This is a genomic window from Croceibacterium soli (genome assembly GCF_009828065.1).
Classification (GTDB): Bacteria; Pseudomonadota; Alphaproteobacteria; order Sphingomonadales; family Sphingomonadaceae; genus Croceibacterium_B; species Croceibacterium_B soli.
This window is the reverse complement of sequence record NZ_WTYK01000007.1, coordinates 78,883-91,694: the sequence shown is the minus strand read 5'-3', so window position 1 is coordinate 91,694 and position 12,812 is coordinate 78,883. Positions and strand designations below refer to the sequence as shown.

General features: G+C 65.6%; 12 protein-coding genes. All 12 read left to right on the top strand.

The window, feature by feature from the left end; all coding sequences use genetic code 11:
• Window positions 1–2 precede the first annotated feature (2 nt).
• Entirely contained in the window at window positions 3–143 is a 141-nt protein-coding gene (locus tag GRI75_RS14475) for a hypothetical protein (RefSeq protein WP_202389736.1), read from the top strand.
• Between the two features lie 124 nt (window positions 144–267).
• Complete coding sequence (gene nuoF, locus GRI75_RS12055) at window positions 268–1,563, top strand: NADH-quinone oxidoreductase subunit NuoF (protein WP_160747243.1); 1,296 nt, start codon at window positions 268–270, stop codon at window positions 1,561–1,563.
• A complete protein-coding gene (locus GRI75_RS12050) occupies window positions 1,560–2,300 on the top strand; it encodes a hypothetical protein (protein ID WP_160747242.1) in 741 nt (246 codons plus the stop codon). Before nuoF ends, GRI75_RS12050 begins: the two co-directional genes overlap by 4 nt.
• A complete protein-coding gene (gene nuoG / locus GRI75_RS12045) occupies window positions 2,300–4,306 on the top strand; it encodes an NADH-quinone oxidoreductase subunit NuoG (RefSeq protein ID WP_160747241.1) in 2,007 nt (668 codons plus the stop codon). The genes GRI75_RS12050 and nuoG overlap by 1 nt, the downstream gene beginning before the upstream one ends.
• A 181-nt stretch (window positions 4,307–4,487) precedes the next feature.
• A complete protein-coding gene (nuoH, locus tag GRI75_RS12040; RefSeq protein WP_160747240.1) occupies window positions 4,488–5,537 on the top strand; it encodes an NADH-quinone oxidoreductase subunit NuoH in 1,050 nt (349 codons plus the stop codon).
• Window positions 5,534–6,019, top strand: a complete 486-nt coding sequence (gene nuoI, locus GRI75_RS12035; protein ID WP_160747239.1) for an NADH-quinone oxidoreductase subunit NuoI — start codon at window positions 5,534–5,536, stop codon at window positions 6,017–6,019. The genes nuoH and nuoI overlap by 4 nt, the downstream gene beginning before the upstream one ends.
• Window positions 6,020–6,135: 116 nt before the next feature.
• Complete coding sequence (locus GRI75_RS12030) at window positions 6,136–6,756, top strand: NADH-quinone oxidoreductase subunit J (protein WP_160747238.1); 621 nt, start codon at window positions 6,136–6,138, stop codon at window positions 6,754–6,756.
• Window positions 6,753–7,058, top strand: a complete 306-nt coding sequence (gene nuoK / locus GRI75_RS12025) for an NADH-quinone oxidoreductase subunit NuoK (protein ID WP_160747237.1) — start codon at window positions 6,753–6,755, stop codon at window positions 7,056–7,058. Before GRI75_RS12030 ends, nuoK begins: the two co-directional genes overlap by 4 nt.
• A 4-nt stretch (window positions 7,059–7,062) precedes the next feature.
• Window positions 7,063–9,093 (top strand): NADH-quinone oxidoreductase subunit L, encoded by a 2,031-nt coding sequence (gene nuoL, locus GRI75_RS12020; protein WP_160747236.1) that lies wholly within the window; start codon window positions 7,063–7,065, stop codon window positions 9,091–9,093.
• Window positions 9,093–10,628, top strand: coding sequence for an NADH-quinone oxidoreductase subunit M (locus GRI75_RS12015; protein WP_160747235.1), 1,536 nt, complete (start codon window positions 9,093–9,095; stop codon window positions 10,626–10,628). Before nuoL ends, GRI75_RS12015 begins: the two co-directional genes overlap by 1 nt.
• Entirely contained in the window at window positions 10,628–12,091 is a 1,464-nt protein-coding gene (gene nuoN / locus GRI75_RS12010) for an NADH-quinone oxidoreductase subunit NuoN (protein ID WP_160747234.1), read from the top strand. The genes GRI75_RS12015 and nuoN overlap by 1 nt, the downstream gene beginning before the upstream one ends.
• A 4-nt stretch (window positions 12,092–12,095) precedes the next feature.
• Window positions 12,096–12,812: a biotin--[acetyl-CoA-carboxylase] ligase gene (locus GRI75_RS12005; RefSeq protein ID WP_160747233.1), complete on the top strand. Its 717-nt coding sequence runs from the start codon at window positions 12,096–12,098 to the stop codon at window positions 12,810–12,812.

Here is a 12,812-nt window from a genome sequence, read left to right as displayed (position 1 = left end):
TGATGGAGCCTATTGTTCTCCTTATCGTCGCCCTGCTCGGCGTGGTGCTGGCCTGGAAAATGCTGAAGGGTCTGGTGAAGACGGTCGTGCTGGTCGCCATCCTGGCGGTCGCCGCGATCTATGTGTTCGGAGGGATGGGTTGATGCCTCTCCAATCGCTTAACCGTCACCCTGAACTTGTTTCAGGGTCCATCTCTCAACCCGCTCCGCCCGCCCGTGTGGCGCGATGGATGCTGAACCAAGTTCAGCATGACGAAGGGAGCGGTGCATGACCCTTCAGGACAAGGACCGGATTTTCACCAACCTCTACGGGTTCCAGGACTGGGGCCTGAAGGCGGCGCAGAAGCGCGGCGACTGGGACGCTACCAAGGCGCTCATCGCGCGCGGTCAGGATTCGATCATCGACGAGGTCAAGGCCTCCGGCCTGCGCGGCCGCGGCGGCGCCGGCTTCCCGACCGGACTCAAATGGTCGTTCATGCCGAAGGAGAGCAAGGACGGTCGGCCCAGCTTCCTGGTGATCAACGCCGACGAGTCCGAGCCCGGCTCGTGCAAGGACCGCGAGATTCTGCGCCACGACCCGCACAAGCTGATCGAAGGCGCGCTCGTTGCGGGTTTCGCGATGCGGGCCCGTGCGGCCTACATCTACATCCGCGGCGAGTTCATCCGCGAGGCGGAGAACCTCTTCGCCGCCGTGCAGCAGGCCTACGACGCCGGCCTGCTGGGCAAGAACGCCGCCGGCTCCGGCTATGACTTCGACGTCTTCGTCCACCGCGGCGCGGGCGCCTACATCTGCGGCGAAGAAACCGCGATGATCGAAAGCCTCGAAGGCAAAAAGGGCCAGCCGCGGCTCAAGCCGCCGTTCCCGGCGGGCGCGGGGCTCTACGGCTGCCCGACCACGGTCAACAACGTCGAAAGCATCGCCGTCGTGCCGACGATCCTGCGGCGTGGGGCCTCCTGGTTCAGCTCCTTCGGGCGTGAGAACAACAAGGGCACCAAGCTCTTCCAGATCAGCGGCCATGTCGATAAGCCGTGCGTCGTCGAAGAAACGATGGGGATTTCCTTCCGCGAGCTGATCGAGAAGCACTGCGGCGGCATTCGCGGCGGCTGGGACAACCTCCTGGCGGTGATCCCCGGCGGATCTTCGGTACCGCTGGTCCCGGCCGAACAGATCATCGACGCACCGATGGATTTCGACGGGCTCAAGGAGCTCGGCTCCGGCCTCGGCACAGCCGGCGTGATCGTGATGGACAAATCCACCGACATCGTCCGCGCGATCAGCCGCCTGAGCTACTTCTACAAGCACGAGTCCTGCGGCCAGTGCACGCCCTGCCGCGAAGGCACGGGATGGATGTGGCGCATGATGGAACGTTTGCGCACCGGCGCGGCCGAACCGCGCGAGATCGACATGCTCTACGAAGTCACCAAGCAGGTCGAAGGCCACACCATCTGCGCCCTGGGCGACGCGGCCGCATGGCCGATCCAGGGCCTGATCAAGCACTTCCGCCCCGAACTCGAGCGCCGCATCGCAGAGCATGCGGGCGCGATGCAGGAGGCGGCGGAGTGAACGGGCGGAGCACCTCGGTTGTCGGCCTGGCTACCGCAGCAGCAGTTCTGCTTGCTGCGCCGGCGATTGCGCAGCAGCCTGAGCCTTACAAGCGCACCGGATCGCGCATCGCCAAGCCTGTGGAGCAGCTTGATGCCGGGGGTGCCCGGCAGATGTTGAAGGGAGTTGCGCGCTGCGTTTATCACGATCAACCCGACACGGTTGAGCGCTACTTGCGCAGCAGCGATCCGCTGGCCGTGGATTATGCGAGCTTCGGCATCGCTCAAGCCGACGTGATCAAGGAATTCGATCTGCCCGCTTGCATGAACGAGACGAAGGCGGCGTTCCAACTGCGAACGTCGATGCGGATGAGCGGGCCGGCGTTCCGTGTTGCTCTGGCAGAGGAAGCCTACCTCGGCCGCCATACGGACGCTCTCAAACTTCCAGCGGACGGGCCGGAAATGCTTACCAACAGGTTCTTCGTGCAGGCGGCGTCGATGCCGCAGGCGCAGGCGCTGGGAGCCTTCGCGGATTGCGTGGTGTTTCATGCTCCCGCCGAAGCCGATGACATGCTTCGCACCGCACCGGGCACCAAAGCCGAATCCGATGCTGCGCGCGCCTTGGTGCCGGCACTCTCCGAATGCCTGGTTGCGGGGCGGGAAGTGCGCCTCGACGAGAAGGGCATCCGCGATATCGTAGCAGACGGTTTGTGGTCCCGGAGCCACTATGGTCAGACCGCCGCGGAGGCTGCTGAGTAATGCCTAAAGTTACCGTAGACGGACAGGAAATCGAGGTCCCTAACGGCGCCACCGTGCTGCAGGCGTGCGAGCTTGCCGGCAAGGAGATCCCGCGCTTCTGTTACCACGAGCGGCTGAGCATCGCCGGCAACTGCCGGATGTGCCTGGTCGAAGTGAAGCCCGGTCCGCCCAAGCCGCAGGCAAGCTGCGCGCTGCCGGCGACCGAGGGCCAGGAGATTCGCACCGACAGCGAGATGGTCAAGAAGGCGCGCGAAGGGGTGATGGAGTTCCTCCTGATCAACCACCCGCTGGATTGCCCGATCTGCGACCAGGGCGGCGAATGCGACCTGCAGGACCAGGCGATGGCCTATGGCCGCGGCGCCTCGCGCTATCACGAGAACAAGCGCGCGGTGACCGAGAAGTACATGGGGCCGCTAATCAAGACGTGGATGACCCGCTGCATCCACTGCACCCGCTGTGTGCGCTTCTCGGAAGAGATCGCCGGCGTGGACGAAATCGGCGCGCTCTACCGCGGCGAGGACATGCAGATCACCACGTACCTCGAGCACGCGGCGAAGCACGAACTTTCCGCCAACGTGATCGATCTCTGCCCGGTGGGCGCGCTGACCAGCAGGCCTTATGCGTTCGAAGCGCGGCCGTGGGAGCTGAGCAAGACCTGGGGAATCGACGTCTCCGATGCGATGGGGACCAACATCCGCATCGATGCCCGCATGCGCGAGGTCCTGCGCGTCCTGCCGCGGAACAACGACGACGTGAACGAGGAGTGGATCAGCGACAAGGCGCGCTGGCAAGTCGACGGTCTTACCCGCCGCCGGCTCGACAAAGTCTGGATTCGCCGCGGGGGCAAGCTCGAGGCGGCAAGCTGGGACGAGGCTTTCGCGGTAATTGCGGGCGCGAACGCCGGCAGCAGCGTGGCGGCGATCGCTGGCGACCTGCTCGACTGCGAGACGATGTTCGCGGCGAAGAAGCTGCTCGGCGCACTCGGTTCGACGCTGATCGAGAGCCGCCAGACCGGCATGGACTATCCGGTCGACAATCTCGCCGCGGTCAACTTCAACTCGACTTTCGCCGGGATCGAGGAGGCCGATGCGATCCTGATCGTCGGCAGCCACATTCGCTGGGAAGCGCCGCTGGTCAACGTGCGCCTGCGCAAGGCTATCAAGCGCGGGGCCAAAGTGTTCGTGGTCGGCCCGCACTGGGAGACCACCTATCCGGCCGAGTTCCTTGGCGACGATGCCGCGGTGCTGGGCGACCTGCCAAGCCACGTCGCAGACGCGATGTCGCAGGCGGAGCGACCGGCGATCATCGTCGGCGGCGCAGGCCTCGCTGCCGGTGCGCTCGACACGGCGCTGTCGCTGGCGGGCAAGTGGAACCTGGTCCGCGATGGCTGGAACGGCTTCAACGTCCTGCACATGGCGGCGGCGCGCATGGGCGCTCTGATGCTCGGCTTCGCGCAAAAGGGCGGCCTCAGGGACCTGGCGGACGCCAAGCCGAAAGTCCTGCTGTCGCTCGGCGCGGACGAAGTGAACTACCAACAGTTCGCGGGTTCGCTGAAGGTCTACATCGGCCACCACGGCGACAAGGGCGCGCACGCGGCGGACGTGATCCTGCCCGCCAGCGCCTACACCGAGAAGGCCGGCACTTACGTCAACACCGAAGGCCGCGTGCAGATGTCCGACAAGGCCGTGTTCGCCCCCGGCGACGCGCGCGAGGACTGGACGATCCTGCGGGCGCTGGCCGACGTGTTCGGCGTCAGCGTCGGGTTCGACAGCTTCGACGAGCTGCGCGCCGCCATGATCGCCGAAGTTCCGGCCCTGGGCCAGGAAGGCCTCGCCAGCTACGGCGCGCTGCCGCAGCCGGGAACGGGCACTCCCAAGGGCAAGATCGCTTACCCGATCAAGGACTTCTACCTGACCAACCCGATCGCCCGCGCCAGCCTGGTGATGCAGCGTTGCTCCGCCGAGCTGCTCCACGGCGATGCCGACTTCGCGGAGGCTGCGGAATGACCTGGGCCTCGTCCATCATCCCCGTCATCCTGAACTTGTTTCAGGACCCATTTCTCCGGACGCGCCGAAGCGTTGTTGGGGCGCGGAACGGAGCCGTTACGCTTTCAAGCTCGACAACAGAGGATGCGGCCCGATGGGTCCTGAACCAAGTTCAGGATGACGAAGAAGAGAGGGTAGCGGCATGACCCAGACATTCATGAACTGGGGCATGACCCACGAGTGGGCGTGGTTCACCGCGACCATCGCCGGCATCCTGCTGATCGCCCTGCCGCTGATGCTGGCCGTGGCGATGATCATCTATGCCGACCGCAAGATCTGGGCGGCGATGGCGCTGCGGCGCGGGCCCAACGTGGTCGGGCCGTTCGGCCTGCTGCAGAGCTTCGCCGACGGCCTCAAGGTGTTCCTGCAGGAAACCATCGTCCCGAGCGCCTCGAACAAGGGGCTGTTCCTGATCGCGCCGATCATCACCTTCACCGTGGCTCTCGCCGCCTGGGCGGTGATCCCGTTCAACTCGGGCGCGGTGCTGTCGGACATCAACGTTGGCCTGCTCTACATCCTCGCGATCAGCTCGCTGGGCGTTTACGGGGTCGTGGTCTCAGGCTGGGCTTCGAACTCGAAGTACCCGTTCTTCAGCGCCATGCGCGCCGCTGCGCAGATGATTTCCTATGAAGTCTCGATCGGCTTCATCCTGATCTGCGTGGTTCTTTGGGCCGGCACGTTCAACATGAACGGCATCATCGAAGCGCAGCGCGGGCACGGCTTCGGGATCGTCAACGGGTTCTTCTTCAACCTGCTGCTGTTCCCAATGTGGGTCATGTTCCTGATCTCCTCCCTGGCCGAGACGGCGCGCGCGCCGTTCGACCTGACCGAAGCGGAGAGCGAGCTCGTCGCCGGCTACCAGACCGAATACTCCTCGATGAGCTTCGCGCTGTTCTGGCTCGGCGAGTACGCCAACGTGCTGCTGATGTGCGCGCTCAACGCCATCCTGTTCTTCGGGGGATGGCTGCCGCCGCTGAACATCGATCTGATCCCCTGGTTCGATGTTCCGGGCTGGATCTGGCTGTTCGCCAAGATCCTGTTCTTCTTCTTCGTGTTCAGCTGGATCAAGGCGACCGTGCCGCGGTTCCGCTACGACCAGCTGATGCGCCTGGGCTGGAAGGTCTTCCTCCCCCTGAGCCTCGCCTTCGTGGTGATCGTCTCGGGCTATCTGATGTTCACGAGGTACGGATGACCGTCGCCCAACTGATCAAGTCGTTCACCCTGTGGGAGTTTCTCAAGGCCCACGCGCTGACGCTGAAGTACTTCTTCAAGCCCAAGGCGACGATCAACTATCCGTTCGAGAAGAACCCGATCTCCCCGCGCTTCCGCGGCGAGCATGCCTTGCGCCGCTATCCCAACGGTGAAGAGCGCTGCATCGCCTGCAAACTGTGCGAAGCGGTCTGCCCGGCGCTGGCGATCACGATCGAGGCCGAACCGCGCGAGGACGGCAGCCGCCGGACCACGCGCTACGACATCGACATGACCAAGTGCATCTACTGCGGCTTCTGCCAGGAAGCCTGCCCGGTCGACGCGATCGTGGAGGGGCCGAACCTCGAGTTCACCACTGAAACGCGCGAAGAGCTGATGTACGACAAGGCCAAACTGCTGGCGAACGGGGACAAGTGGGAGCGGGCTCTGGCCGCGAACCTTGAAGCCGATGCGCCCTACCGCTAGGCGGCGCGCGTGACTCGCGGGGCAATCATCTTCTGTTCGTGTCGGACATCGACGGGACACATCGGCGCGGCCGCTCTTGAGCGTCGCTCAAGGCGCACGGGAGTGGGTTCTCAATCATGATCCAGGCCATCGCCTTTTACCTTTTCGCCACTTTGGTGCTCGCTTCCGGCGTGCTCACCATCGTCGCGCGCAACCCGGTGCATTCCGTGCTGTGGCTGATCCTGGCGTTCTTCAACGGCGCGGGGCTGATGCTGCTGGTCGGGGCCGAGTTCCTCGCGTTCCTGCTGATCATCGTCTACGTCGGCGCGGTCGCGGTGCTGTTCCTGTTCGTCGTGATGATGCTCAACATCGATTTCGCCGAACTGCGGGCCGGGTTCGTGAAGAACTTCCCGCTCGGCATCGCCATCGCGCTGGTGCTGCTGGCGGAACTGGTGCTGGGCGTGGGCGCCTACCGCGCCGGAGCGCTCGATCTCGGCACGGCGGACGGCATGGCCGCTCCGCTGGCCGGTGAAAGCAATATCGAGAACATCGGCGCGCTGCTCTACGGCCGTTACCTGTTCCTGTTCGAAAGCGCCGGCATCATCCTGCTGGTGGCCATGGTCGGCGCGATCGTGCTGACGCACCGCGGCACGCGCTCGCCGCGCGGACAGCAGAACATCGCCAGGCAGATTGCGCGCAAGCCGTCGGAAGCGACGGTCAACACCAAGCCCGAAATTGGCCAGGGGGTCGAGCTGTGATCGGCGTCGAACACTATGTCGTGGTGAGCTCGATCCTGTTCGTGCTCGGGGTCCTCGGGATCTTCCTCAACCGCAAGAACATCATCGTCATTCTGATGGCGATCGAGCTGATCCTGCTGGCGGTGAACCTCAATCTCGTCGCCTTCAGCGCGTTCCTGAACGACCTCACCGGCCAGGTCTTCGCGATGTTCGTGCTGACGGTGGCGGCCGGCGAGGCGGCGATCGGCCTTGCCATCCTGGTGATCTACTATCGCAGCCGCGGCACGATCGCCGTGGATGACGTAAACCGGATGAAGGGATAAAGCCTTGTCCTCCATCCTGATCATCGTTTTCGCGCCGCTGCTTGCGGCCATCGTCGCCGGCCTGGGCAACCGCGCCCTGGGCAGCTTCGCGGCCAAGCTGGTCACGACCGGTGCGCTGTTCCTGTCGTGCGCGCTCTCCTGGCCGATCTTCCTGGGCTACCTGGGCGGCGACGTTCCGGCGGCGGTCGTGCCGGTGCTGAACTGGGTTCAGTCGGGCGACATGACGTTCGACTGGGCGCTGCGTGTCGACGCGCTGACCGCGGTCATGCTGGTGGTGATCACCACCGTATCCGCGCTCGTCCACCTCTACAGTTGGGGCTACATGGACGAAGACCCGGACCAGCCGCGGTTCTTCGCCTATCTCAGCCTGTTCACCTTCGCCATGCTGATGCTGGTGACGGCGGACAACCTGGTGCAGATGTTCTTCGGGTGGGAAGGGGTCGGCCTGGCGTCGTACCTGCTCATCGGCTTCTGGTTCAAGAAGCCCTCGGCCAACGCTGCCGCCATCAAGGCTTTCGTGGTCAACCGCGTCGGCGACTTCGGCTTCATGCTCGGCATCTTCGGCACCTTCCTGGTGTTCGGCACCGTCTCGATCCCGGAGATCCTCGCAGCCGCCCCCGCGATGGAAGGAGCCAGCACGATCGGCTTCCTTGGCATGCGGCTCGATACGATGACGATCCTGTGCCTGCTGCTGTTCATCGGTGCGATGGGCAAGTCGGCGCAGCTCGGCCTGCACATCTGGCTGCCCGACGCGATGGAGGGCCCGACCCCGGTTTCGGCGCTGATCCATGCCGCGACGATGGTGACGGCCGGCGTGTTCATGGTCTGCCGCCTTTCGCCGATGTTCGAAGCCGCGCCCGACGCGCTGACGTTCGTCACCTTCATCGGCGCTGCCACCTGCCTGTTCGCCGCGACGATCGGCACCACGCAGTGGGACATCAAGCGGGTGATCGCCTATTCGACCTGCTCGCAGCTCGGCTACATGTTCTTCGCGGCCGGGGTGGGCGCATACGGCGCGGCGATGTTCCACCTGTTCACGCACGCTTTCTTCAAAGCGCTGCTGTTCCTCGGCGCGGGCAGCGTGATCCACGCGATGCACCACGAGCAGGACATGCGTTATTACGGTGCGCTGCGTAAGCAGATCCCGCTCACCTTCTGGGCGATGATGGCCGGCACCCTCGCGATCACCGGCGTGGGCGTGCTCGGGGTGTTCGGCTTCGCCGGCTTCTATTCCAAGGACGCGATCCTCGAGGCGGCGTTTGCCTCGGGCACGGAGATGGGCCGCACGGCATTCTGGGTGGGCGCCTTCGCCGCGCTGCTGACGAGCTTCTACTCCTGGCGCCTGATGTTCCTCACGTTCTGGGGCAAGCCGCGCTGGGCCGACAGCGAGCATATCCAGCACGCGGTCCACGGCGAGCACGAAACGCCCGACGAGGAGCATGGCGACAGCACCCATGCCAACGTTCATCCTCACGAAGGCACCGCCGGCTACCACCCGCACGAGAGCCCGTGGACGATGCTCGTGCCGCTGGGGCTGCTTTCGATCGGCGCGGTGTTCGCGGGCTTCGTGTTCCACCATGCGTTCATCGACGAGGCGGCGTTCTGGAACGGTTCGATCGCCTACAACGAAGGCCTGATCCACGCGATGCACGAAGTGCCGCTGTGGGTGAAGTTGACCGCCACGATCGTCATGCTGATCGGCCTTGCCATCGCGTGGCTGGCGTACATCCGCGACACCTCGATCCCGGAGAAGACGGCGACCCAGCTCGGCCCGGTCTACCGCTTCCTCTACAACAAGTGGTACTTCGACGAGCTCTACCGCCTGGTCTTCATCGTTCCGGCCCTGTGGCTCGGGCGCGTGTTCTGGAAGGGCGGCGATGAAGGGATCATCGACCGCTTCGGCCCGAACGGCGCGGCATGGGTCGTCGAGAAGGGTGCCGTGGCCGCCAAGCGCGTCCAGTCGGGCCTCCTGACCAGCTACGCGCTGATCATGCTGCTCGGCCTCGTCGCGGCCGTCACCTGGGTGCTGTTCTGATGGGGGGCTTTCCGATTCTCTCGCTGATGCTGCTCGTGCCGATGCTCGGCGCGCTGGCTTGCCTGTTCTCCGGGGCGAAGGCTGCGCGGACGATCGCGCTCGCCGCCACCCTGATAGATCTCGCGCTCGGCCTGCTGCTGTGGGCGAACTACGACGTCGGCGGCGCACAGTGGCAGTTCGTCGAACGGGCGCCACTGTTCTCGCAGTTCCAGTGGGCGCTCGGCATCGACGGCATTGCCCTGATGCTGATCGTGCTCAGCGTGTTCCTGATGCCGATCTGCATCCTGGCGAGCTGGGATGCGATCGAGACCCGCGTCGGCGAATACATGGCCGCGTTCCTGTTCATGGAGACGCTCATCATCGGCGTGTTCTCCGCGCAGGACCTGTTCCTGTTCTACATCTTCTTCGAAGCCGGCCTGATCCCGATGTACCTGATCATCGGCATCTGGGGCGGGGCGAACCGGATTTACGCCAGCTACAAGTTCTTCCTCTACACTCTGCTTGGCTCGGTGCTGATGCTGATCGCGATGCTGTGGATGGCCAACCACGCCGGCACCACCGACATCCCGACGCTGATGGCCTACGACTTCCCGGCCGGGGCGCAGACCTGGCTGTGGCTGGCCTTCTTCGCCAGCTTCGCGGTGAAGATGCCGATGTGGCCGGTGCACACCTGGCTGCCCGACGCGCACGTTCAGGCGCCGACCGCGGGCTCGGTGATCCTGGCCGGCGTTCTGCTGAAGATGGGCGGCTACGGCTTCATCCGCTTCAGCCTGCCGATGTTCCCGGAAGCCAGCGCCCAGCTCGTGTGGCTGATCTGGGGCCTGTCGATCGCCGCCGTCGTGATCACCAGCCTGATCGCGCTGGTGCAGCACGACATGAAGAAGCTGATCGCCTATTCCTCGGTCGCCCACATGGCGATCGTGACGATGGGCCTGTTCGCGTTCAACGTGCAGGGCCTGGAAGGCGCGATGATCGTCATGCTGAGCCACGGCCTGGTTTCGGGCGCGCTGTTCCTATGCGTGGGCGTGATCTACGACCGGCTGCACACGCGCGAGATCGCGCGGTACGGCGGGCTCGCCATCAACATGCCGAAGTATGCGCTGTTCTTCCTGCTGTTCACGATGGCCAGCATCGGCCTGCCGGGGACCAGCGGCTTCGTCGGCGAGTTCCTCAGCCTCGCGGGGATCTACCAGGCCAACACCTGGGTCGCCGCGGCCGGTACGCTCGGCATCATCCTCGGCGCGGCCTACATGCTCTACCTCTATTGGCGCGTGGCTTTCGGCGTGCAGAGGAATGCCGACGCTGCCGCGATGCCGGACCTGAACACCCGCGAATGGCTGATGCTCGGCTCGATCGCCGCTGCAGTGCTGTGGATGGGCGTCTATCCCGAAAGCTTCCTCGCGCCGATACGCAAGGACATCGCCGCCCTCGACGCGCGCGTCTCCAGCGCAGCACCTGAGAGCGACTCCAGACTGGTTATCGGGCAGGCCCAGGCCGCACCCGCCGAAGATGCCGCGCACGGGGGAGCGCACTGATGGACTTTTCGCATTCCCTCTCGCTGATCCTGCCGGAGATCGTGCTGTCGGTGGCCGGGCTCGTGCTGCTGCTCGTGGCGGCCTGGGGCGGCGACAAGACCAGCCGGGCGATCACGATCGCCTCCTGCGTCGTCCTCGCGGCCTGCTTCGCCATCGTGGCGCCGTCGGTCTGCGCCGCCGCGATGGGTCCGGACACCGTCGCTTTCGGCGGTCAGTTCACGGCCGATGCTTTCGCCGGCATCGCCAAGCTGATGATCTTCGCCGCCGCCGGCGCGGCGCTCGTCATCGCCCCGGCGTTCTTCGGGCGCTACGGCATCATGCGCGCCGAATATCCGGTGCTGATCCTGTTCTCCACGCTCGGCATGGCGATCATGGTTTCGGCGACCGACCTGATGACGCTGTACATCGGGCTCGAGCTTCAATCGCTGGCCGCTTACGTGCTCGCCTCGTTCCTGCGAACGGACGACCGCTCGGCCGAAGCGGGCCTCAAGTACTTCGTGCTCGGCGCGCTCGCCTCCGGCATCCTGCTGTTCGGCATGAGCCTGGTCTACGGCTTCACCGGCACGACCGACTTCGGCGGCATCCGCGCGGCGCTTTCCGGCGGCATGGCAACCGGCGCGCTGTTCGGCATCGTCTTCGTGCTCGCGGGCCTCGCGTTCAAGATCAGCGCCGTGCCGTTCCACATGTGGACGCCGGACGTCTACGAAGGCGCACCGACGCCGGTCACCGCTTTCTTCGCCAGCGCCCCCAAGGTCGCCGCCATCGCGCTCACCGCGCGTGTCGCGCTCGATGCATTCGGCGCACAGGCGGGGGCCTGGCAGCAAGTGGTGATCTTCGCCGCGCTGGCCTCGATCGTCGTCGGCGCACTCGGCGCGATCGGGCAGGCCAACGTCAAGCGACTGCTTGCCTATTCCTCGATCAACAACGTCGGCTTCATCCTGATCGGCCTCGCCACGGGCACGGCCGAAGGCGTCAGCGCCATGCTGGTGTACCTGGCGATCTACGTGGCCATGACGGTCGGCAGCTTCGTCGCCGTGCTGATGCTGCGGAATGCCGAGGGCGAGGCGCTCGAGGCGATTTCCGACATGGCCGGTCTCTCCCGCACCAAGCCGCTGCTGGCGCTGTGCCTTGCCATGCTGATGTTCAGCCTGGCCGGCATTCCGCCGCTGTTCGGCTTCTGGGGCAAGTTCGTGGTGTTCCAGGCCGCGGTGCAGGCGGACATGGTCGCGCTCGCCGCGATCGGCATCGCCGCCAGCGTGATCGGCGCGTTCTACTACATCAAGATCGTCAAGATCATGTACTTCGACGAGCCTGCCAACGTGGTGCAGGGCCGCAGCGACTGGGCGCATTGGGCGCTCCTGGCGATCAGCACGGCGGCGATGTCGCCGCTCGGTTACCTGCTGACACCCTGGCTCGGCGAACTGGCGGACGGCGCCGCCGCGGCGCTGTTCCTGGCCGCGTAGGCCGTTGATCCAGACGGTACCCGAAACCCGCTCCACCAGTGCCGACCTGCTGGCGCGGCTTGCCGCCGGGGAGCGGATTGCAGAAGGGTACTGGCTCGTCGCCGACCGCCAGACCGGCGGGCGTGGGCGCCAGGGGCGCTCGTGGCTCGACGCTCCGGGGAACTTCATGGGCTCGACGGTGGTCCACCTCTCGCCGCAGGATCCCGCGCCCCCGAGCCTTTCCTTTGTAGCCGCGCTTGCCGTTTATGAGGTGGTCCTTGCCCGCATCGGCAACCCGCGCGAGGTGCAGCTCAAGTGGCCGAACGACGTGCTGCTCGGCGGCGCCAAGTTCTGCGGGCTGCTGCTGGAGCGTGAGGGAGGCAGCGCCGTGATCGGCATCGGCGTGAACCTGGCGGAAGCCCCCGACGTCGCCGACCGTCACACGCGAACGCTGGCCGAGTACGGCCCGGCACCGGATCGCGACGCTTTCGCCGCAGAGCTAGCCTCGCAGTTCGACCTCGAACTCGGCCGCTGGCGCCAGTACGGGCTGGAGCCGATCCTCAGCCGCTGGCTCGCCGCCGCCCACCCGCTGGGCAGCGCGCTGAGCGTCCACGAGCCGAGCGGCACGAGGGTGAGCGGCGCCTTCGACGGCCTCGAACCTGACGGAGCGCTGAGGCTGCGCTTGGCGGATGGCACCGTGCGTGTCATCCACGCCGGCGATGTCCTGCTGGAAGGAGGCTGA

Excerpts from the sequence above, each read along its gene's own strand:
- nuoH (WP_160747240.1), top strand. The coding sequence starts at position 4,488 with ATGACCCAGACATTCATGAACTGGGGCATGACCCACGAGTGGGCGTGG.
- nuoI (WP_160747239.1), top strand. The coding sequence starts at position 5,534 with ATGACCGTCGCCCAACTGATCAAGTCGTTCACCCTGTGGGAGTTTCTC.
- GRI75_RS12015 (WP_160747235.1), top strand. The coding sequence starts at position 9,093 with ATGGGGGGCTTTCCGATTCTCTCGCTGATGCTGCTCGTGCCGATGCTC.
- nuoG (WP_160747241.1), top strand. The coding sequence starts at position 2,300 with ATGCCTAAAGTTACCGTAGACGGACAGGAAATCGAGGTCCCTAACGGC.
- nuoF (WP_160747243.1), top strand. The coding sequence starts at position 268 with ATGACCCTTCAGGACAAGGACCGGATTTTCACCAACCTCTACGGGTTC.
- GRI75_RS14475 (WP_202389736.1), top strand. The coding sequence starts at position 3 with ATGGAGCCTATTGTTCTCCTTATCGTCGCCCTGCTCGGCGTGGTGCTG.
- GRI75_RS12030 (WP_160747238.1), top strand. The coding sequence starts at position 6,136 with ATGATCCAGGCCATCGCCTTTTACCTTTTCGCCACTTTGGTGCTCGCT.
- nuoN (WP_160747234.1), top strand. The coding sequence starts at position 10,628 with ATGGACTTTTCGCATTCCCTCTCGCTGATCCTGCCGGAGATCGTGCTG.